The organism is Luteibacter sp. 22Crub2.1 (assembly GCF_900167995.1).
Classification (GTDB): domain Bacteria; phylum Pseudomonadota; class Gammaproteobacteria; order Xanthomonadales; family Rhodanobacteraceae; genus Luteibacter; species Luteibacter mycovicinus.
Genome location: NZ_FUYT01000001.1, coordinates 316,274 through 335,776 on the forward strand (window position 1 = coordinate 316,274; position 19,503 = coordinate 335,776).

Below are 19,503 nucleotides of genomic sequence, written 5' to 3' on the forward strand. Positions count from 1 at the left end.
AGGCAGCGGCAAGCAGATCGGCTTCGCGTTGAGTCGTCATGGGGCCGTCATTTGATGGAGAGTGTTACAGGGCGTCGGGTACAAACTTCGCCAAACACTCATGCTTGGCCCGCTTGGCCTTCGGAATGGGCACTGCAGCAGTCATGCCATACGGATCGCCCGTCCGCTGGTCCAGCAGATCGAGGAAGGCACCGGCGTGGTAGTCCACGTCACAGTGCTCGTATTTGTCGCAAACCTTCAACTTCGTACAGATGACTTTCCCATCCCGCTCGTAGACGTAATAGGTGGCTTCCGAATACGGCGGTCGGGGATAGGACTGGGTACGGATGGTCACGGCCGGCGACTGGGCGGCACAAGCCGAGCTGGACAACGCAACGGCGAACAGAAGGAGCCAAGTGGTCCCGTGCGCGCGTGAAGGCATGGCATGGTCCTTGAGTGGAAAATCCAAGGGTCCGATGGTGCCGCATGCTCGGGCCGCCGCCAACTCGGCACGACATGCCAAATCGCAGACAAAATATCCGAGCCCACCGCTATGCGTGGTTCGGCCGCGGCGCCAGCCCGCACGACGGGCAGTCTGAGCCTCCTCAAGAGCACTCGAGTGCCACGGCGACATGCCGGGGTAGCGGACGGATATTCGCGCCAGCGAAGCCGCCACAGCAAAGACAACAAGTTTTCGTTCCTGCACGGAAGCGCCACTGTTGATGCCATGTGGAAAAGTCAGGCGGGTGACTGCAACCCCAAGGACTGCACCATCCTCGTGCAAGAACAGGACGGCTGTATTTCGCTAGTACGCGACGCGTCTTCGCGCCCGTTCGGGGCCGCCACACCTGATCCGAAAGACGAGGACGCCGCTACGACCCAGGCGATGAGGGCTTCAATTGCCTCCGTCTATGCGTATCCCTGTCGTATTAGCGGGTCGGCCATATATCGGATGAGTGTCGTATGATTTTCGACACCCTGGGAACGGAAGCGAATTTAAGCATGGACGGCATTTCACTGATACGAAAAGGTAGTCTACGAGCCATCACCCTGGCTTGTATGTTCGCCTGCACACCCACTCTGGCCTCCTCGGCTCCGGCTGCAAGCAGGCTGCCTGTGGCTGAGCAACCATGGCCAACCAACGGCCCCGCCCAACGCGATTTTCCTACTGCCCAGTTCTATCTCGACAAGACTTCAAGGCCTGCTCGCATCTGGCTGATCTCCGCTCCCCTGGGTGGCGTGGCGCGCGCCGTCGAGTTCTTCAGCGGTGAACAGGTAGATACCGTGAGTGTCACCACCGATGGAAAACGCGTCACATTCTTCGACTCGCATGGGTATCGATATAGTGAAGTCAAGACCTTTGCCTATACCGTCAATCTTGATCAACCGTCCACTTATGCTGCATGGCAGAGCGGAGACGCGGGTCACGACGTCGTTTTCGGTGCCGCATTGGGGGTCGGCTATGTCAGCAACGGTGAACGCGCTTTACTAGACGCATCACCCGGCAAGGAGAAGAAGTATTTCTCGGGGCAAGCATCGTGCGAGCCCCAGCCATACGTCGTCGAGACCCGCGGGACGAGGTATCAAGATACCGAGAAGGACTTCATCGAACGAGCCAAAATCCTCGCCGACTTCGACCGCACGCGAGCCTGCTGGACGAGTAAACCTCTCCAGGTAGTAGACCTGGAGGACAACACGTTCCTACTGTCGACTCAGGACCGGGTCTTTCGAATCAACAGCAAAGATGTTACTCCATCCGGACTTGCGCCCGACCTTAAGATTGTTGACGTGCCAACTGGCGATTTGAGCACGTCATTCTATGCATGCGTCGAAGCGTCGAACGGTGTGACCGCAGCGCTGAACGATTGCATCGGCACCGAACACGATGCGCAGGACAAACGCTTGAATGTCGCCTACCGACGGCTACGCGATTCACTCGCGCCTGAGCTTCGCACTTCGTTGCGTGACGAGGAACGAGGATGGATTGTGGCACGCGATCGCGATTGCGCAGCCGATGGCGGTGGGACAGGCAGCTTGCTCGATGCGAACCAGTGCGTATTGAATCAGACAGCGAGGCGGGCATCCGTGCTTGAGGCACGGCTGGCTCGTTAGGACCAGTCATCCCCGGGGCTAGATTCGGTGAATCCAGGACCCCGCCAATGAAGTCACTGAGTAAACCGCAGACCTCAAGCAGCGATGACGCGAACCTCTCTCCAGGCCAGCCTCTGCCTCCCCACGTCTGTCGCCGGAAGGCCGGACTGGGACACGGACGCGCCGTCAGGCAGCCAGGGCGCGAAGGATTTGCCCATCGCCAACTTCGAGTACGAAGACGGCGGGCTCCGCATGATCAAAGGTCAACCTGTCCAAGTGGTAGCCGGGCTTTTTGGGTGGAGTGGCCACGTGGGTCGCGACCGCGGTCGCGGACCTGCCTCTGCGGATGGGTGCCCCCACCTCCCCGTTAGCCGACGCTCCCTTGGTGGTCATGGGGCTGGGGACGGTGATCACGGCCGGCCTGGTCGCTTGGCAAGGGTGGCGCATCCGCCAGTGGATGAACGGCGAGGGCCCTACCTGCCCGCATTGCGGTTGCCTCATGGGGGAGGCGAAACAGCGTCGGTGGAGCATCTGCCACAGATGCCTCGGGTGCGGCCGATACACCCGGCCCAACTGAAAGGGCCCGGTTTCCCGGGCCCTTGGGTTTACTTCTTCTTTTTATCGGGCCGCTGGGTCATCGCCGACGCTGCTGCGGTCTTCGCATCCTTCGATGCTGAAGAACTCTTCAACGTCTTGCTCGCGGCGGTGCCCGCTTTCTTACCCGTGGTTTCGTTCTTGGCCATGACCTGTTCCCGAAACACGCCGCCCATCGCGGCACCTGACGATGCTCCTGATCGAGCCTGCGCCGCAAGGTCCTGGATCGCCCGGCCTGGCCGCTCGTTGCCGTTCCTTCATTCGGGAATCTCGGACGGCGGAGCCCAATAGTGGCTCGCGATCAGCAGTCGCGGCAAGCCTCCACCGCCGATGCTGCGCTCGTTATCGGCCCCGGAGCCGTGCGCCGGTGAACATGGCTGGCGGCATATGCTGCAGCGCTCGCCAGGAGCAGGATAACGAACGCCCCCACGAACGTGGCAATGGCCCCCCTCGAATCGAACACCATTCCCCCCGCCGTCGCCCCCACCGTGATGCCCAACTGGATGATGGCGACCATCAAGCCGCCCCCGGCTTCGGCATCGTCAGGCACGGTCCTGGTGAGCCATGTGGACCACGCGACAGGACCGGCTGCCGCGAGCACGCCCCAAGCGGCCAGCAAGACAGCCATACCTCCAAGGAAGTGGCCCGCCCAGGCCATGGCCAAGGCCGTCACGGCCATGCCCAAAGGGACCGCCGCCAAGGTGGCATTCAACCGGCCATCGAGGAATCGGCCCACCATCGAGGTGCCGACGAAGCCAGCAACGCCCACCACCAAGAGCAACCCCGACAGCATCGAAACACCGACGCCGGTGACCTGCTCCAGGAAGGGGCGCAGATACGTGAACAGCGTGAACTGACCCATGAAGGCCAACATGACAGCCACCATGCCGATACTGAAGTGGCGGTTGCGGAACAACGCCCACATGCCCCCGGCCGTAGCCTTCTCCTTCACCGGCAACCGCGGCAGCGTGACCGCCTGCCAGATGAGGGTGACAAAGGCCAACGGCACCACGCTGAAGAATGCTCCCCGCCAACCGATCAGGCCGCCCACGAAACTGCCCAAAGGCGCGGCGACGGCCGAGGCGACCGCATTGCCGCCGTAGATGATGGCGAGGCCCCGTGGCACCGACTCGGCGGGCACCAGGCGCATCACCGTCGCGGCCGACATGGACCAGAACCCGCCGATCGCGATGCCGACCAGGGCGCGGCCAATCATCAGAATCAGGTAGTTCGGTGCCAAGGCCACGGTGGTGCCGGATACGATCATGACCGCCGTAAGCCCAAGCAAGACCACGCGCCGGTCCAGCCGCCCAATGAGCACCGTCATGAACAGGCTAGTGAGCACCGCGAAGATGCCCGAGATGGCAATGGCCTGGCCGGCTTGGCCCTCGGTAAGACCCAGATCGTGCGCGATGGGGCTAAGCAGGCTCACCGGCATGAACTCCGACGCGATGAGCACCGCCACGCACAGGGCCATCGCGAAGACGGCGCCCCAGCGGGGCTCGTCTTGAAACGGCGTGAGTTGGCGGGGGGAAGACGGGGACCGCATGACTGCTCCAACGATGATTCGGCTGACCGATTCATCATAGGGACGCCGATTGGGCCCGATAACCCGCCTCCTATCACTTGCTTGACTGAAATAGGCTCATCAATCCCGAATACCCGGGCGGAGCGCTTGGCCGTGATCGCCGGCCTACCCTCGGAAGCGGATGGCTTCCACGAACCGAGCAAAGGCCGGAGATGGGTTACGCCGGTTCGGGTAGTAGAGATGGAACCCCTCGAACATCGGGGACCAGTCGGCGAGCACTTCCATCAAGCGACCGGCAGCAATGTGCGGGGCGGCCATCGGCTCGGGCACATAGGCCAACCCGATCCCATCGAGCGCACCATTTAGCACGTGAACACTGCTGTTGAAGACCAGCGGGCCCTCCGCTTTCACAGTAAACGCGCGCCCGTCCCGTTCGAACTCCCAGGCGTATATGGGTCCCGAGGCTCGGTGACGGATGTTGACGCACGTGTGCTGGGGAATGTCGTGAGGCGTCGCCGGCGGTGGGTGGCGCGCGAAGTAGCCGGGTGAGGCGACCAAGGCCATCCGCCAGTCGGGACCGATGCGCACCGCGATCATGTCTTTGCTGATGGCCTCACCCAGGCGGACGCCCGCGTCAAACCGCTCTTCGATGAGGTCGGTGAACCCGTAGTCCACAAACAGTTCAACCGTAACTTCCGGATACGCCGCCAGGAAGTTGGCCAGCATGGGTCGGATACACAGCTCGATCGAGTCATCCGTGCCAGTGATCCGCAGGGTGCCCCGGGGCTTGTCGAGCAGGTCGCCCAAAGCCTCGACCTCGGCGGTGATCTGGTCGAACAGCGGGGCAATCGCTGCGGCGAGTCGCTCACCCGCCTCGGTGGCCGAGACATTGCGCGTGGTGCGTGCCAGAAGCCGAACGCCCAGGCCCTCCTCCAGGCGGCGGATCGTATGACTTAGCGCCGACGAGGTGACCCCTAGCCGCACGGAGGCTTTCTTAAAACTCCGGTCGCGCGCAACGGCCAGGAAGGCCTGGAGGTCGGCGGATTTCGGCGCGCTCATGAACAGACCTCGCCGAATGGATGGGTGCCCGACTGCTGAATGAGTTCCATGGATGGCATGGCTGGAGCGTGACGCATCTGGCAAAAGTGTCAACCGCCTCGCCTGCGCACCGGCGCTTCCGTGCCCGCGCGCCGCCCTTGGGAGCGATGCGCGGGCCGCTGATCAGGTCCGCAGGAGGACCTTGATGGCCTCACGCTGGTCCATCGCGCGGTAACCGTCGGCCGCGTCTGCCAAGGGCAACTCCAGGTCAAACACGCGCCCAGGATTGATCTTGCGGACCAGCACCAGGTCCAACAGGTCGGGCAGAAAACGGCGCACCGGCGCGGGACCACCCAGCAGGCCCTTTTGGTCGAAGAACATCTGGGCCCCGTCGAACTGGACCCCATGGGGCACACCGACATACCCGATCATCGAACCCGGCCGGGCACAGGCGATCGCCTGGGCCATGGATTCTTGGGTACCCACACACTCCAGAACCGCATCGGCGCCCACATTGCGGGTCAGGACCTTGAGAGCGGCCACGCCCGCATCGCCGCGCTCGGCGATGATGTCGGTGGCGCCGAACTCCAACGCTAAGTCCTGGCGGGTTTTGTGACGACTCATAGCAACGATCCGCGCAGCACCCATCTGCTTGGCCGCCAAAACGCCCATGAGTCCCACGGCGCCATCCCCCACGACCACCACGGTCGAGCCAGACTGGACGCGCGCCGCATCGGCCGCATACCAGCCAGTGCCTAGCACGTCGGACACCGCCAACAGACTCGGGATCAGATCGTCGGCCGGCTTCTCGTCTAGGGCAACCAGCGTGCCGTCGGCCAAGGGAACCCGCGCAAGCGTGGCTTGCGCCCCGCTCATAAACTCACGCTGCTCGCACGACGATTGAAATCCGTATTGGCAGTGGGGGCAGGTGTTGTCCGAGATACAGAACGAGCCCACGACGAACTGGCCCGGCTTCACGGTAGTGACGGCGTCACCCACCGCAACCACCTCACCGCAGTATTCGTGCCCCATGGCTTTGGCGCCGTCGAAGGGCTCATGCCCGCGATAGGGCCACAGGTCAGATCCGCAAATACAGGTCGCGGCTAGGCGAATGATGGCGTCCGTCGGCTTGAGGATTTGAGGCTCGGCTATGTCCTCTACACGCACATCGCCGGGGGCATACATCAAGGTGGCAAGCATGGAGGTCTCCAAAGAAAAATGAGTGGGCGCGTGCCTGCGTTACATGAGGTTGGTGCGGAAGAACGCGGTCACCCGCTCCATCGTGACCTTGTCGCTCTTAAAAAAGTTGTCTGCCCCTGTTGGGGACTTGGCCGCGATGGTCGTGGAGGTACCGGCGAGTAGGCCCGCCATCTAAAGAACCTTGCGCATGGGAATCACCACTGGAACAAGTTGAAGGACGCCGTTGCCATTCCCGTTGCTGCTCGAATGGCGCGCGTTCCAGTGTTGCCCCATGCCCACGGATTGATAAGGCCGCCAATTGTGAATGCGTCAATGATCTGCCTTCAGCAATCGTCCGCAGATCTGACCGGCTTACGCCCATATCAACGGCCTTTCAAGAAGGTTTCCCTTGCCTTGGCGATGGCCGACATGGCATTGGGCCAGCCACTGTAAAACGCCATGTGCGTGATCACTTCGACCAGTTCCTCGGACGTCACCCCGTTCTCGATCGCACGAGGAAAATGGAAGCCGAGTTGTTCGGACTTGCCGGTGGCGATCAATGCCGCGCAGGTGATCAGGCTGCGATCGCGCTTAGAGAGTTCGGGGCGCTCCCAGACATCATCAAAAAGAACCTCATCGCTCAACTGGGCGAGTTTGGGCGCAATGTCACCGAAGCCTTTGCGGGCGGCCGTCGTAGGAGTTTTCGCAGTCATGTGTGAGCCTTCGCTAAGTAGGGGTATGGGCAGCCGAGGGCCTAGTCGCTTTCGACCGGCGCGGTGTAATCCTCATCGCTGACCGGTTCCAGCCAGGTCACGTTGGACCCGTCCAGCGCTTCGGTAATCGCCAAGTGAGTCATGGCCGTCGTCTCGGCCGCGCCATGCCAGTGGCGCTTGTTACACCCGCAGACCACGATGTCCCCCGCGCGAATTTCCTTCTTTGGGCCGCCCTCGCACTGCGTCCAGCCGAGCCCGGCGACGACGACCAAGGCTTGGCCCAGAGGGTGGGTGTGCCAGTTGCTCCGGGCGCCTGGGGCAAAGGTCACCACGCCGACGCTCGCTCGGCTCGGTTCAGGGATCTGGGCGATGGCATCAATCCGGACTTGACCGGTGAAGAAGTCGGCAGAGCCTTGGACGGCGGGTTTGGATCCGTTGCGAATGATCTGCTGCATGGCTGGGGCCGCTCTGAACGTGGGATGTCGACTATAGGCCGCCGCCAATCCTTGAATAAGACGGCCTTTACTTCATGGAATATTGAGATAGCCTCAATAATCTCCGTCGCTTGACGCTCAACCATGCCCCTCCCCAACCTCAACGATCTGGCCGCCTTTGTCGCCGTAGGCGCCGAACAGAGTTTCACCCGCGCGGCGGCCAAACTGGGCGTGACTCCTTCGGCACTTAGCCATACGGTGCGCGGGCTAGAGGAACGGCTCGGCGTCCGCTTACTGGCCCGAACCACCCGCTCGGTGGCCCCCACGGAGGCCGGGCAGCGGCTCCTCGCTTCCCTGGCGCCGATGCTCGATGAAATCCAGGCGCAGATCGCCGCCCTAAGCGACCTGCGCGATCGGCCCTCTGGAACGGTGCGGATCACGGCCGATGAGCACGCCCAAGAAACCTTGCTTTGGCCGAGGTTGCGCCCGGTCCTCCGCGATTACCCCGACATACAACTGGAGTTGATCACCGATTACGGCCTCTCGGACATCGTGGCCGAACGCTATGACGCGGGGGTGCGCCTGGGAGAACTGGTGGCCAAGGACATGATTGCGGTCCCGATAGGGCCATCCATGCGCATGGCCGTTGTGGCTTCACCCGGCTACCTGGAAGCCCACGGGACGCCCGCCGCTCCGAGCGATCTGACCCGGCATCGGTGTATCAACCTGCGTCTGCCCACCCACGGCGGGCTGTATGCCTGGGAGTTTGAGGACGGCGGCCGAGACATCCAGGTGCGTGTAGCCGGGCAAGTGACCTTCAACAGCATCCATCCGATGCTTGAGGCGGCGCTGGACGGCTTCGGCTTGGCCTACCTCACCGCCACGATGGTTCAACCTCTCGTGGACCAGGGCCGATTGGTCTCGGTGTTGTCCGAGTGGCTCCCGCCCTTCTCGGGTTATCACTTGTATTACCCGAGCCGACGCCAGATGACACCGGCATTCCGGCTGGTCGTGGACACCCTTCGTTATTCAGGGCAGTCCGTTTTCTAACCCGCGATCGTCCGACACCAGGGCAAAGTGCCACGAGTAACGCGTCCGCATCAGAACCTCACCACGGACTCGATGGCTCAAGACAGGCCCCGAAACGATGGGACCGCCGTGGAAGGTCACAGGTGATTCAACTAATCTGCTTCCATCAGGATGGGGAGCCAGGATGGCGCTGACCGATGAATATGTTCGATTTCGGCAATGGCTGGATGCGCAGAAGCCAGCCGCCGATGTGCGCACCGTGTGTGCCGTCGTGGAGCAGAACATGGGCGATATCGCCCAAACCACTCACCACAGTGGCCAGCGGTCCAAGCGGCAGCGGCAAGAGCAGTCTGTGCGAGGCGCTGGAGTTCGCGCTGCTGGGAAGCGTTCAAGAGGAGGACGAACGGAGCGTCAGGCGTTACTTGGACAATGTCCATGAAGGCAGGCACGTCCTCCCCCGGCTGATCTGCGAGGTCAACGGAAAGGAACACGAGATGTTCCCCGATGAAGAACTCCACCGCTTCATCATCGTCGAACGAAACCGCATCGAGGGCTTCGCCCGCATGGGGGCCCGGTCTTCCTCCGCGGCCACGAAGATGTTGGCCATGCTGTTCGGCATCGCTCCCTTCAACGACTTTGTCTCCAACTTTGGCGCGTCGTTGGAAACCTATCTCGACTTGGCCTTGCCCAAGGCCACCGAACTCAAACTTAAGCAAGCCGGAACCGTCGAAGATCAGTTCAAGATTGCCTCCGTCAAGGAAGCGCACGAAGGCTTTGACGAACGGCGCGGGCGTGTTGTGGAAGGGTTCGAGCCGGGACTTTCCTATGCCGATCTGCGAGCCAAAATCGGGACCAAGGAGGCGCCGGGCCGGCCGTTCATTCCCGGATGGGCTGGCAGGCTCGGATAACGACGTCATCGCGCGCAAAACGGCGACACGCCATCCGTGATCCCGTGGAGTATGCACCGGGCAGACAGTTCGAGGTCTGGAGGCGAACACGTTGCCCAGGAGCGCTTCGTTTTGCACCTTCAGGACACGGCGCAGTTCCCGGACGCTTTGCGCCGCACTGTCCCAGGCTCACTGCCGTCACATCCCCTCCCGACATGGTGTGTCAATCGGTCAACAGGCCGTCGAATCGCGAATGGCCAGGTGATGAATCGGCCATCGCCAGACGCGATACGAACCCTCCGTTTCCGTTCATCGCCGTTGCATGGCGCGCCGGGTCAAAGGCGCAGCGGCCTCCCCGCCGGCGACTGAGCCGCCGCAACTCATGAAGCGGCGATGGAGCGGTATATCCAGAGCGATCCGATTGGACTTGGAGGCGGTGCTGCGACCTACGCCTACGTGGGAGACGCTCTACTTTGGTGGATCGACTGGTTGGCGCTGTTCGACCCCAGCGCCTACGCACACGTCATGGATCAACACGCAAGAGGCAGGTCTCAGGGCCATGCGCCCGTTACGTGCGGCAAGGCCTGGAAGCAGACACGAACGGACATCCTGTCGATGCGAAAGACTTTGGGCCTACACTCGTCAACAGTGGATTCACCCCGGTTGCTGATGATGGCTACACGCCCCAAGTTGGCGATACTGCTGTCTTCCAGCCGCCAGGCGGCGGCAGTGCGGCCGGTCACATCGAAACCTGGGACAGGGGCGACTGGGTTTCTGACTTTAACCAGCACAGTTTTTATGCAAATCACGGCTACAAGACTGAATCCCACCAGGTCTACCGTCCGCCGGCAGAGCGACAACATCGAGAGAAAGTGAGAATGACGAAACCGACCCGATTTTGGATGTTGATGCTTCTTTTCGGAGCCGGCTCCATGTCTTCTGATGACGTGTTCGCCGTCGAAAGAAAATCTGGGCCAGGCGCCGTCCAGGCGGTCGCCCACCTGTATCGGGACCACGCGTGGGAGGCGATGGCATCGTCCTCAGGTCCGACCGACACTAGCTTTGGCCCACCCATCGCTCAGGCACCACGGCGGGTACTTGAGCAATATTTCGAGAAACACCTTGTGGATCTTCTCGAACTTGATTCACGTTGCGTGGATAAACACAAGGGGGACGTATGTAACCTCGACTTCAACATCCTCTTTTCCTCGCAAGACCCAGCTGCTACCGACTTGACCGTCGAGGCAACCGGAACGAACCACGTAATGGTGTCGTTCACTTACCCGAGCAACAGCGAAAAAATTCGCATCGAATACCTGACTGTGGAGACACCGTACGGCTGGAGAATAAAGGACATTATTTTCCATAACCGGAATGACTCGAGCCTCGCCACCATCCTGGCTCGACCGACGGCTCTTTGACCAAGCGCCACTCCAAGACCCGAGTGGCACATCTGCCAATTGTGAGCAGTACAGCTGAGACAGGTCTGCGGGTCCGGCAAACGGCAAGTCCGGAGCGTTCAAGCCCTTGCGGTCGTAGCCGCTGGTCGCTTGGACCCCCAAGGCCTTAAGCTGGCCTCTGGTCACACCAGTCCATGTATGAGCAAGCTCACTCCGGCAGCCGAAATTGCCTCTCTCCTCGAACGCACTGAAGCGTTCGAGGCCGCACTTCTCGCTCCGATCAACCGCGTGCCGTTCCAGGACACGGACCGTGCAAAGCTCAGCATGGTTTTTCTCGGCCTTGCCCACGAGCACTGGGTCGCGATTCGCAGCCTTGCCGGCGTGGGACTCAACCATTCGGCCATCGCACTCATCCGCCTTCAGTTTGAAGCGACACTGAAAGCTTTCTGGGTCTGGCACGCGGCGACGGACCACTGGATACAGCTGTGTGCGCAGGTAAACAAACGTCCCGACGGGTCGGTCATCGAGCCGCCCCGGCAGAATACGAGTGATTATTTCAAGGACATCGAGCGCACGGCACCACCTGGCATCCATGCCTTGCTCACGCAGTTCAAGCAGGTTGCCTGGAATGAACTCAATTCTTATGTTCACGGCGGCGTTCACGCATTGGCCAACGTCGGGCGCGAGCAGCCGCCTTTGTTCATCGTCGAGCTCGTCTGCAACTCGAACGGTGTGGCAGGCCTTGGCGCGATGCTTGCTGCGAGCCTGACCGGAGACGCGAACCGCGTTGACGCGGTCCTGGCCGCCCAGTACGCGCACATCGACGTTTTGCCGAAGGGACCGCCAACGGGCCAGACCGGCGTTGATGCCATCAGCGGGCCGCACTGACAACACCAGCGGGATACACAAGAATCGGGGCTCCCCATGGTTACCCAACATGTCTCCGCTTCCGACTGACAGGCAGAGGTCGTCGGCCGGATGGCGCACGTCAAAGTCGCCGCCTTGGCAAGGCGAGCCTGATGGCATCGCCGGGCCCTTGGGAGCACGGACGGAAGACGACGGGGCTGCCAAGTTCGGGAGCGGGCACTGGCGCCAGCCAGCTCGAAGAATCCGGCCGCCCAGCCGAGCAACACAAGCCGATTGGCGCCGTCATTGAAATGACTCATTTTGAAATGAACAACGGTTACAGACACGACACTGGACGAGCCCATTCTCCAGAGACACACAACCGGAAGGACTCCGCACATGAAAGCGACCCGCCCTTTGCACCCACTCTTGATGTTGCTCGTTCCGTTCGCAGCTCAAGCGCAGGGCGGCTTGTCACCGTGTCTGCAGCGAGCCCCATCTTCAACACGAGCTGTGCCGCCGACGTCTATGCCAAGCCGATTTCCGGCCTGCCCGCCGTCAGCCACGGCACGTCGACGGTGTCTCGTGTCGGGTACAACAGCGGTCGGGGAATCTCCAACAACTGCAGCGTCTCCTGGGTCGGCACGACGGATGTCGCGGTGGGTGCGGAGCCTTACGGCGGACACGTCGTCGTCGCCTTCGCTTGTCAGGCGCTCAAGCCCGGGAGTATCGGCACGGCCATGTCCCTTCGCTATGCCGATGCGACGTATTCGCAGTGGGCCACATCCCAAAGTGACGTTGCCAGCGCAATCGGATAACCATCCAGTGATTCGTATGCCAAACGCTTTCCTGGCAGATCTCGGGGCCCTGGTTCTTGGCGGATGTGCCGGCGAGGCACGGCCGCCTTCGCTGCCGGCCAATGTTCCGCAAGTTCGGCTGACCTGCCAGAGCGACCATCCCGAAATCGAGCCCTGCATCTCGTAGGCCCGCCGCACGTGCCCGGCTCCCGGATTCGCGAAGCGCGTTACCAGGTGACGCCCTACACCACGTCGGTGGACGGTTACGGCAAGACGCTTTACCAGTACGACACCGTTTACGTCTGCCCGGCCAAACAGGCGGCCGGCTGACGAAGCATGGCGCTCGGCCAACAGGCCGGGCGCCAACCGGTTGCCCGGGCTCGCCTACTTGCCCAGATGGCGCTTGACGGCTGCCGTGCCGTGGCCCACGGCCTTGACGGCAGCGCGAAGCGCCGCCTCCGTGACACCGAGGGCCTTGCACCAGTAGCGGATTTCCCACGGTTCGGTGAGGCTGATTTTCGTTGCGTCTTGCGGCCGACGCTTGTCGAGATCGTCTGACATCGCTTGCTCCTGTGGTACCGGAATTGTCCGGCAGCAGACCACCCCTGGCGGCCGACGCCATGGTGCCATCCGTCCCGTTTCACCGCCGATTAGACGATAAGTCGAATCGGCACCTACGGTGTCAAAGTACTTTTGAGGACATTCCGAGGATAAACAGCCAGCGTTGACTCACCATGATTTCCCACCATGTCCCCGCCCCCGACCGACAGGCAGAGATCATCAGCCGGGTGGCGCAGGTCATAGTCGCCGCCTTGCTCAGGAGACCCAGGTGGCATTACCGGACCCTTCGGAACACGGACAGGGACGTACGTGTGGTAGCGGAAGACAATGGGGCTTCCCGGCTGGCGGGCAGGAACCGGCGCAAGCCGGCTCGAAGCGGTGACACGCCCATCGTCGCCAAACAGCCTGGCGGTGGTGAGCTCTCGCCCGGCCTTTCCTTTTCCGCACCAGCGAAGCCGGACGTAAACATTCAATTCCCGCCGCCGGACGAGCCGGGCGTAGTCGATGTCGGAGTCAAAATCGAACCGCATCCACTCGCCCTGGACGTTGTGCAAAGAGCGGACGTCCGGTACCGGCATAGCCTTGCCATCGATTCCAGCGACAGAAACGTGGCGCAACGTGCCCATCGGCACCGTGCAACCGGACAGTGCTCCCGCCAGCGCGGCGACGAGGACAAGCATTCTCGTGGGCGTGTTGCACGCTGGTTCCAATGCTGCCGCTCATGTGGCCGGTATCGAGAGGCCACGATGCCTGATTCAACCGGCGTTCAATGGACGAATCCGGCGACAGTCGAGCCTCGCCAGTACCCTGTTGCTTTCAATCGTTTCCTGAGGGTCCGGCCGAACCGCTCCATAGACGAGGCACACGCCTGCAGCCAGTCTTCCAGTTGCAGGGGGTAGAGCCGTATGAGACCGCTTTCGACTTGCGACACGTAAGGCTGCGACACACCCGCAGCGCCGGCGAACCCACTTTGCGTCAGCTTCGCTTTCTGCCGTGTCTCGACAAGCAAGTCGAGCAGGATCCCCAAGCGCCTGACGTTGAGATGCAACTCATCATACGCACGCCACCAGCGGAGGGCGAGGTCACGCGCTCACCGGAGTTCGCGGGTTGAAAGAGACTTCGCGACCACGGTCCGGCCAACGAGGGGAATGAGACATGCGGGAATGCGCTGGCGGTAATGCCAGACACCACTGGGGGCAAGTTGGAGGTAGTGCGGGATGCGCATCGAGGACCTTTTGTGTCCCGATGAGTGTCCTGACGCAGATTTTTCCTAAATTACCCAATTGATTGATTTTTAATCATAAAAACCAGCTTGGCGGAGAGAGTGGGAGACCGTACGACGCTCCACCCTACCCCGCAAAACAAGCCTTTTTCGGTGGCGACCGCCCGCGGTTGAGTGCCTTGGGGAAGTGTCCAAAGCGGAACGTAGCACATAGCGAAAACCATGGGCATGGTGGCTCGGGCCCAAGTCCTGATGTCAGTTAACGTTAAAGGCGGTAAACGTCAGGACCGAAGGGACGGCGACGAGGCTGGTCCGCTTCGGAAAAAGCCTGTTCCGGTACAATGAGTGGGTCGCAGCATGACGGCTCCCGCTCACTCGACATCCTGGATGGGTAGCCTCGGATGTCGGTAAGGAAATCCTCATAACCAGGGGCGACGGCTCCGAACAGCTCGGCGTCAGCCACAGGCTTTTTGCCTCCCCTCTTCCGCAAACGTGTAGGCGAACCCCTACAGACCCTCCCGAATTCGACTGGCATCATTTACTTCAGATTATGGGTCTTCAGGGGGAGACAATGGCTACGCGTAAACTGGCGAAGAAAAAACCTCGGCCGAAAGCCGCGTCGACTGACCAGCTAGGTGACCGATCGATTCCCGTAAGTCGTCTGCACTTGCATTTAGAAAATCCCAGGCATGAACCCGTCGAAAGCGAAGCCGAAGCCATCGCGCAGCTATGCGACGAGGAAATGGTCACCGAACTGGCCAAGGACATCGCCCAACGGGGTGCATTGAGCCCTCTGGAGGTGCTCGGCGTCATGCCCATGCCGGGGAATCCTGGACACTTCATTTCTCTAGAAGGCAATCGAAGGACATGTGCCCTCATTGTCGCTAACGACCCCCAGCGTGCACCCGCCGCCTTCCGCGAGCAACTTAAGCGCATCCCAGGGCTGGACCAAGTTCCAAGACTGGTCAAAGCGCATGTGTTCAAAGGCACCAGCGATGCCAAACAGTGGATTGAGTTGCGCCATCTCGGATTGCAAGGCGGAGCCGGCACGAAGGACTGGGATACCACCCAAAAGCAGCGTGCGGCCGGCGAGAATGTCAAAACAAGTGCCCGGGATAACACCTTGGCCGTGCTAGTCCTCGACCGCCTAGTCGCTCGCGGGCTCTTGAGTGCCGAGGACCGCCGTCGAGTGAGCGTCACGACCCTGACCCGTTATCTCGGCTCGCCCGGCGTGCGCGCTATAGTGGGCTTGGGCAGCGCCAAGGACCTGATTTATACCCATGAGGTCGACGAAGTAGACCAAGCACTGCTGCACCTTGTGCTGGACAGCCTCAACCCACAGGCAGACGGCACCTACGCGGTCCATTCCCGAAGCGACGCCAAGGAGCGCGTTCAATATGCAAACGACCTGAAGGCCACGGGCCACGCGCCGTCCACCCCACTCGCCAAGGCCACTCCAGCCCCCGAGCCGACACTGATGCGCAGCGCGGGTGCCGAAGCAAAAAAACCTACCGCTAGCAAGCGAAGCGCCAATCATCCCGACACGCGCAAGTTTCTTATTCCCACGGATTTCAAGGTTGCCCTCAAAGACCCAGTGCTGCTCCATCTTCGTAAGGAGGGCACGGAGTTGGAGCTGGAGCGCTTTTCCTTCTCTGGGAATTACCTGCTGCGTGCGTTCGTAGAACAAATCATGACCCTGTTTGCTAAGAAGAACGGGCGTCACAATGCTGGGATGTCCGACAGTAAGCTGACGCAGGCATGCGCCGATTTACTTCGGACAAAGGGTCTGACGGGCAAGGTCGTCACCAACGTAGAGAAGGCGGCGGGAGACCAAAACACCGGTCACGGCCTTCACAGCCTGGGCCACGCCGTGCACGGTGGCACTATCCCGACCCCTATTGACCTGAAGCGTCATTTCGACACATGGCGTCCTTCGCTCGAGGCCATGCTCAACGACCTGGCTCAACCGAAAAATTAAGTAACCGCTTCCATCGGTTGACATCCACGCGACGCAAGGCAAGAGTGCACGATGCCTACGACCTATTCCCCTCTGCGCTATCCCGGCGGGAAAACGCAGCTGACACCCTTCGTCACCGAGCTGGCGAAAAAAAATAATCTCTACGGAGGCGTCTACGCGGAGCCATTCGCCGGAGGCGCTGGTGTCGCATGGCGGCTCTTGCTCAACGGCGACATGACGGAGGTGTGGCTCAACGACATTGACCCTGCCATCTTTGCGTTCTGGGATGCCGTGCTCAACACCCCTGATGCTCTATGCGAGCGGATGTTGCGGACGAAGGTCACCATGCGCCAGTGGAATATCCAGCGCAAAGTCCTCCAAGATGAGAATTCTTCAGGTCTCGATTTGGCCTTTGCTACGTTGTTCTTAAACCGAACCAATCGGTCAGGAATTTTGAAAGGTGGCGTCATCGGTGGAAAGCAGCAGGACGGCGATTACAAGCTGGATTGCCGCTTCAACAAAGAAGGCCTCATCCAGAAAATTCAGCGTATCCATCGCTATCGCGAGGTGGTGACGCTGACGCGCTTGGACGCCGAGACCTGCCTTAGGCGATGGGCGAAGAGGCTGCCGAACCGAGGGCTGATTAATATTGACCCGCCTTATTACCGGCAAGGCAGAGATCTGTATCTGAGCTTCTACGAGCCGAGAGACCACGCACGCTTGGCCAAACTGGTCCGCGGACTGACAGTGCCGTGGATGCTCACCTACGACGACGTGCCAGAGATTGAAGCGCTCTACGCAGGCATGCCTACATACCGGAAGGGCCTAACCTACTATGCACAGGTGAAGCGTCGTGCATCTGAATTGTTAGTGCTGTCACCGACGTTGACGCCACCCGACGGTCTTGTCCTCCCTGTGGCAGCTTAGAGTAGTTGAACGGAGCGGCTTGCTGCTAAGCCTAACGTCCGCTAATCGTGCTCCATCAACCACCGTCTACGACGAGGCGCTCCCTTGGCCATCACTTCCACAGCCTACACCGCGCTACTTCAGTATTGCGCGGAGGCCAAGGCGCTTTCTTCGCCTCACCGCGCGACGATTCGCGGTGCTGTGGTGCTGACCGGAAGCCAACAACAGTGCATTGCGCAAGTGCTTTCTGCCCTTTGGGGCAAAGCCATGCCATGCCCACTCGTGCTCGACCTCAAACCCCAGCATGGATACCAAAGCCGCGTGCACAAGGACGGCTTCGGTGGCGAACAATATGCAGAATGGCTCGCCGTGGGCTGCGCCGACGTGGCAGTAGTAGGGACCGATAAACGGGGGCGCCCACACTTGATTGTCAACGGCATTAACGACGGCCGCGGGACGATTTACGACATCATGGTGCCTGTGCGCTCGACCACGGAGGGAGTGGTCTACATCGATGATGTCATCCCGCTTGGCCTGCCTGCCAAAAAACGGGCATAAAAAAACAGCCCTCTCGGCTTTCCCCTAGACCGCCGAACTAGTCGACGCTGAACTATGGGGCGCTGTTGGGCTGCCTAGTAATTATCGGGTCGGACAGTAAGGATGTCAACGCCTGTCAACGCGAACTTTTCACGCGTTGACTCCATCCTGCCCAGGAACACCGGCTTGAGTAGCTGCAACTCGGCCGCGGATAGGTCCAGGGCTTCGCCTGTGGCTCAAGGTTAGCGGCATCTGCGCTGTCTCGTCCAGGGTGACGTCGCCCGGACTCGGCCCATTACTGCCCAGGAACCACGCTCACCAGTGCATCCACGGCGCTGCCGAAATCCCCCAGCGAGTGACCGCAGACCCTACTCCAGTCAAGCAACTGAAGCCCATCCAGCCGCTTTTGCCCCGTTTCGGCCTGCGACACATAGTTCTGCGACCGCCCCAACCGGTCCGCCAGGTCTACCTGCGTCAGCCCCGCCTCAACTCGAAAAGCACGCAGCGTTTGACCGATGACCGCGTATTCCGGCCGGGCGTGCGACTTCTTGGCAGTCGTCCTGGGCGCTTTGGGGGTGAGACGTGGCATGGCTAGAGACCCGCGAGGTGGCGGGCTCTAAAGCTATACACCGAGTCACGATACGCCCACTCGGTTTATCGCTATTTCGACTATTTGAACTGACTATACGTTACGGTCACATCATACCGCCCACCGGCTGGCCCGGCGCTCAACGCCAATCCAAACAAACAGCGGTTTGTCCATGGAAGCACGTTTTCCTCGCCGCCCTGCTAGCACTCGCGCCGTCCGCAACAGGCTGCGCCACGACCGCCGGCCGGCCCTATAACGCCGAGGCGGCAAGTCAGTTCGGTGACGGCAAGACCACTCAAGGCGAGGTGCGCGCTGCCTTGGGTGAGCCCGAAACCGTGCAGGACCGGGGGGATGGCACAACTATGTGGGTCTACAGCAGTAGCAAAAGCGGAAGTGACTGGCGCACTCATGTGCCTTTTGCCGCGCTCGGCACCCATGGCTCGTCGCAGCTGCAGGCGCTTAGCCTGGTTTTCGACCGGCGCGGGGTATTGGAGTCGCACACCGCCATGCAGTCGCGCTGACGGCCTGCGACTGATTCTTCGGCAACGCCGACCGTGCGTCGACGTTGTGCATGTATCGAGTTCATTGGCCAAGGAGCCGCCATCCATGATTGGACTTATCTTGCTACTGGCGACCCTCGTCGCCGTTGTTGCCACCCGCCGGTCCCCATCGCTGTGGGTTGGCGGGGCACTGCTAGGCACCGCCATTGGTGTCGTTGCCGTTCTGACAGGGATTGTCGGGCTTGCGGGGCTACTTAACCTTGCCGGCATTTGTGCACTCATCAGCACCGTTGTCGACTTGGCAACGCCTCGACTGAAGCAAAAACTACCCTTCGAGTCGACCCACTCTCACGACCACCTCGCACTCAATGAACACACCGGGCAGCTATGGGTCCGCGACGTCAGTGGGCGCGAGGTCATTCTACGCTAGAACGAGGTGCAAGAATGGCTATACCGGTATGTAGCAAACGGCCAATACAAAGCCCGCAATGCACTGGAGCTTCGCTTGTCGTCGCTCGACTTGCCGACGGTCACAGCAAAGTTCAATCGGCACCCGGATACGGTATGGGGCGCTCCGAGGAACGCGGCGGAAGCACAGGAATGGTTTGCACGGCTCAATACCTTTCTGCGTTAGTCTCGTCAGCCACGACCATGTAACAGTTCGGCGCTGGCAGGCTCTTCCGATAGTCGACGCATTTGAAGGGCTGGCACGTCTC

The 19,503-nt window shown here is 61.1% G+C and carries 22 protein-coding genes; 11 read left to right on the forward strand and 11 right to left on the reverse strand.

What is annotated here, in order from left to right; translation table 11 throughout:
• Window positions 1–64: 64 nt before the first annotated feature.
• Window positions 65–421, reverse strand: coding sequence for a hypothetical protein (locus B5X73_RS01410; protein WP_079520252.1), 357 nt, complete (start codon window positions 419–421; stop codon window positions 65–67).
• 521 nt (window positions 422–942) lie between these two features.
• Here B5X73_RS01410 and B5X73_RS01420 point away from each other — a divergent pair.
• Complete coding sequence (locus tag B5X73_RS01420) at window positions 943–2,091, forward strand: lysozyme inhibitor LprI family protein (RefSeq protein ID WP_079520255.1); 1,149 nt, start codon at window positions 943–945, stop codon at window positions 2,089–2,091.
• 584 nt (window positions 2,092–2,675) lie between these two features.
• Here the strand turns inward: B5X73_RS01420 and B5X73_RS20855 are convergent.
• The 7 genes from B5X73_RS20855 to B5X73_RS01450 all read right to left on the reverse strand — a co-directional run bounded on the left by B5X73_RS20855 (window position 2,676) and on the right by B5X73_RS01450 (window position 7,577).
• Window positions 2,676–2,813 carry a hypothetical protein gene (locus B5X73_RS20855; RefSeq protein WP_176167679.1) on the reverse strand — a complete coding sequence of 46 codons (138 nt, stop codon included), beginning with the start codon at window positions 2,811–2,813 and terminating at the stop codon, window positions 2,676–2,678.
• Window positions 2,814–2,965: 152 nt separating this feature from the next.
• Window positions 2,966–4,129, reverse strand: a complete 1,164-nt coding sequence (locus B5X73_RS01430; RefSeq protein WP_254857194.1) for an MFS transporter — start codon at window positions 4,127–4,129, stop codon at window positions 2,966–2,968.
• A gap of 228 nt (window positions 4,130–4,357) precedes the next feature.
• A complete protein-coding gene (locus B5X73_RS01435; protein WP_079520261.1) occupies window positions 4,358–5,251 on the reverse strand; it encodes a LysR family transcriptional regulator in 894 nt (297 codons plus the stop codon).
• Window positions 5,252–5,413: 162 nt separating this feature from the next.
• Window positions 5,414–6,430 carry a zinc-dependent alcohol dehydrogenase family protein gene (locus B5X73_RS01440; RefSeq protein ID WP_079520263.1) on the reverse strand — a complete coding sequence of 339 codons (1,017 nt, stop codon included), beginning with the start codon at window positions 6,428–6,430 and terminating at the stop codon, window positions 5,414–5,416.
• A gap of 39 nt (window positions 6,431–6,469) precedes the next feature.
• Window positions 6,470–6,601 (reverse strand): hypothetical protein, encoded by a 132-nt coding sequence (locus B5X73_RS21475; RefSeq protein ID WP_303048746.1) that lies wholly within the window; start codon window positions 6,599–6,601, stop codon window positions 6,470–6,472.
• 191 nt (window positions 6,602–6,792) lie between these two features.
• Window positions 6,793–7,122 carry a carboxymuconolactone decarboxylase family protein gene (locus B5X73_RS01445; RefSeq protein ID WP_079520265.1) on the reverse strand — a complete coding sequence of 110 codons (330 nt, stop codon included), beginning with the start codon at window positions 7,120–7,122 and terminating at the stop codon, window positions 6,793–6,795.
• A gap of 41 nt (window positions 7,123–7,163) precedes the next feature.
• On the reverse strand, window positions 7,164–7,577 hold the full coding sequence (locus tag B5X73_RS01450) for a (R)-mandelonitrile lyase (RefSeq protein ID WP_079520267.1): 414 nt from the start codon (window positions 7,575–7,577) through the stop codon (window positions 7,164–7,166).
• Window positions 7,578–7,700: 123 nt separating this feature from the next.
• Between B5X73_RS01450 and B5X73_RS01455 the strand changes: the two genes are divergently transcribed.
• The 6 genes from B5X73_RS01455 to B5X73_RS21480 all read left to right on the forward strand — a co-directional run bounded on the left by B5X73_RS01455 (window position 7,701) and on the right by B5X73_RS21480 (window position 12,845).
• Window positions 7,701–8,606: a LysR family transcriptional regulator gene (locus B5X73_RS01455; protein WP_079520268.1), complete on the forward strand. Its 906-nt coding sequence runs from the start codon at window positions 7,701–7,703 to the stop codon at window positions 8,604–8,606.
• A 176-nt stretch (window positions 8,607–8,782) separates the two neighbouring features.
• Window positions 8,783–9,493 (forward strand): hypothetical protein, encoded by a 711-nt coding sequence (locus B5X73_RS01460; protein ID WP_079520269.1) that lies wholly within the window; start codon window positions 8,783–8,785, stop codon window positions 9,491–9,493.
• Window positions 9,494–10,044: 551 nt separating this feature from the next.
• Window positions 10,045–10,893, forward strand: coding sequence for a CHAP domain-containing protein (locus tag B5X73_RS20515; RefSeq protein ID WP_139382609.1), 849 nt, complete (start codon window positions 10,045–10,047; stop codon window positions 10,891–10,893).
• Between the two features lie 177 nt (window positions 10,894–11,070).
• On the forward strand, window positions 11,071–11,760 hold the full coding sequence (locus B5X73_RS01475) for a DUF6988 family protein (protein ID WP_079520272.1): 690 nt from the start codon (window positions 11,071–11,073) through the stop codon (window positions 11,758–11,760).
• Between the two features lie 437 nt (window positions 11,761–12,197).
• On the forward strand, window positions 12,198–12,536 hold the full coding sequence (locus B5X73_RS01480) for a hypothetical protein (protein WP_079520273.1): 339 nt from the start codon (window positions 12,198–12,200) through the stop codon (window positions 12,534–12,536).
• A 177-nt stretch (window positions 12,537–12,713) separates the two neighbouring features.
• Window positions 12,714–12,845 carry a hypothetical protein gene (locus tag B5X73_RS21480; RefSeq protein WP_303048747.1) on the forward strand — a complete coding sequence of 44 codons (132 nt, stop codon included), beginning with the start codon at window positions 12,714–12,716 and terminating at the stop codon, window positions 12,843–12,845.
• A gap of 54 nt (window positions 12,846–12,899) precedes the next feature.
• Here the strand turns inward: B5X73_RS21480 and B5X73_RS01485 are convergent, their stop codons facing one another.
• A complete protein-coding gene (locus B5X73_RS01485; RefSeq protein ID WP_079520274.1) occupies window positions 12,900–13,076 on the reverse strand; it encodes a DUF3606 domain-containing protein in 177 nt (58 codons plus the stop codon).
• Window positions 13,077–13,189: 113 nt separating this feature from the next.
• Window positions 13,190–13,756: a hypothetical protein gene (locus B5X73_RS01490; protein WP_079520275.1), complete on the reverse strand. Its 567-nt coding sequence runs from the start codon at window positions 13,754–13,756 to the stop codon at window positions 13,190–13,192.
• Window positions 13,757–14,869: 1,113 nt separating this feature from the next.
• Between B5X73_RS01490 and B5X73_RS01500 the strand changes: the two genes are divergently transcribed.
• From B5X73_RS01500 to B5X73_RS01510, 3 genes are all read left to right on the forward strand, one after another.
• Window positions 14,870–16,276 carry a ParB N-terminal domain-containing protein gene (locus B5X73_RS01500; protein ID WP_079520346.1) on the forward strand — a complete coding sequence of 469 codons (1,407 nt, stop codon included), beginning with the start codon at window positions 14,870–14,872 and terminating at the stop codon, window positions 16,274–16,276.
• Between the two features lie 51 nt (window positions 16,277–16,327).
• Entirely contained in the window at window positions 16,328–17,182 is an 855-nt protein-coding gene (locus B5X73_RS01505; RefSeq protein ID WP_079520277.1) for a DNA adenine methylase, read from the forward strand.
• A gap of 84 nt (window positions 17,183–17,266) precedes the next feature.
• Entirely contained in the window at window positions 17,267–17,719 is a 453-nt protein-coding gene (locus tag B5X73_RS01510; protein WP_079520278.1) for a hypothetical protein, read from the forward strand.
• 274 nt (window positions 17,720–17,993) lie between these two features.
• On the opposite strand, the gene B5X73_RS01515 is transcribed toward B5X73_RS01510, so the two are convergent.
• Window positions 17,994–18,287, reverse strand: a complete 294-nt coding sequence (locus B5X73_RS01515; RefSeq protein WP_079520279.1) for a helix-turn-helix domain-containing protein — start codon at window positions 18,285–18,287, stop codon at window positions 17,994–17,996.
• Window positions 18,288–18,893: 606 nt separating this feature from the next.
• Here B5X73_RS01515 and B5X73_RS01520 point away from each other — a divergent pair.
• Window positions 18,894–19,217 (forward strand): hypothetical protein, encoded by a 324-nt coding sequence (locus tag B5X73_RS01520; RefSeq protein ID WP_079520280.1) that lies wholly within the window; start codon window positions 18,894–18,896, stop codon window positions 19,215–19,217.
• Window positions 19,218–19,503 lie beyond the last annotated feature (286 nt).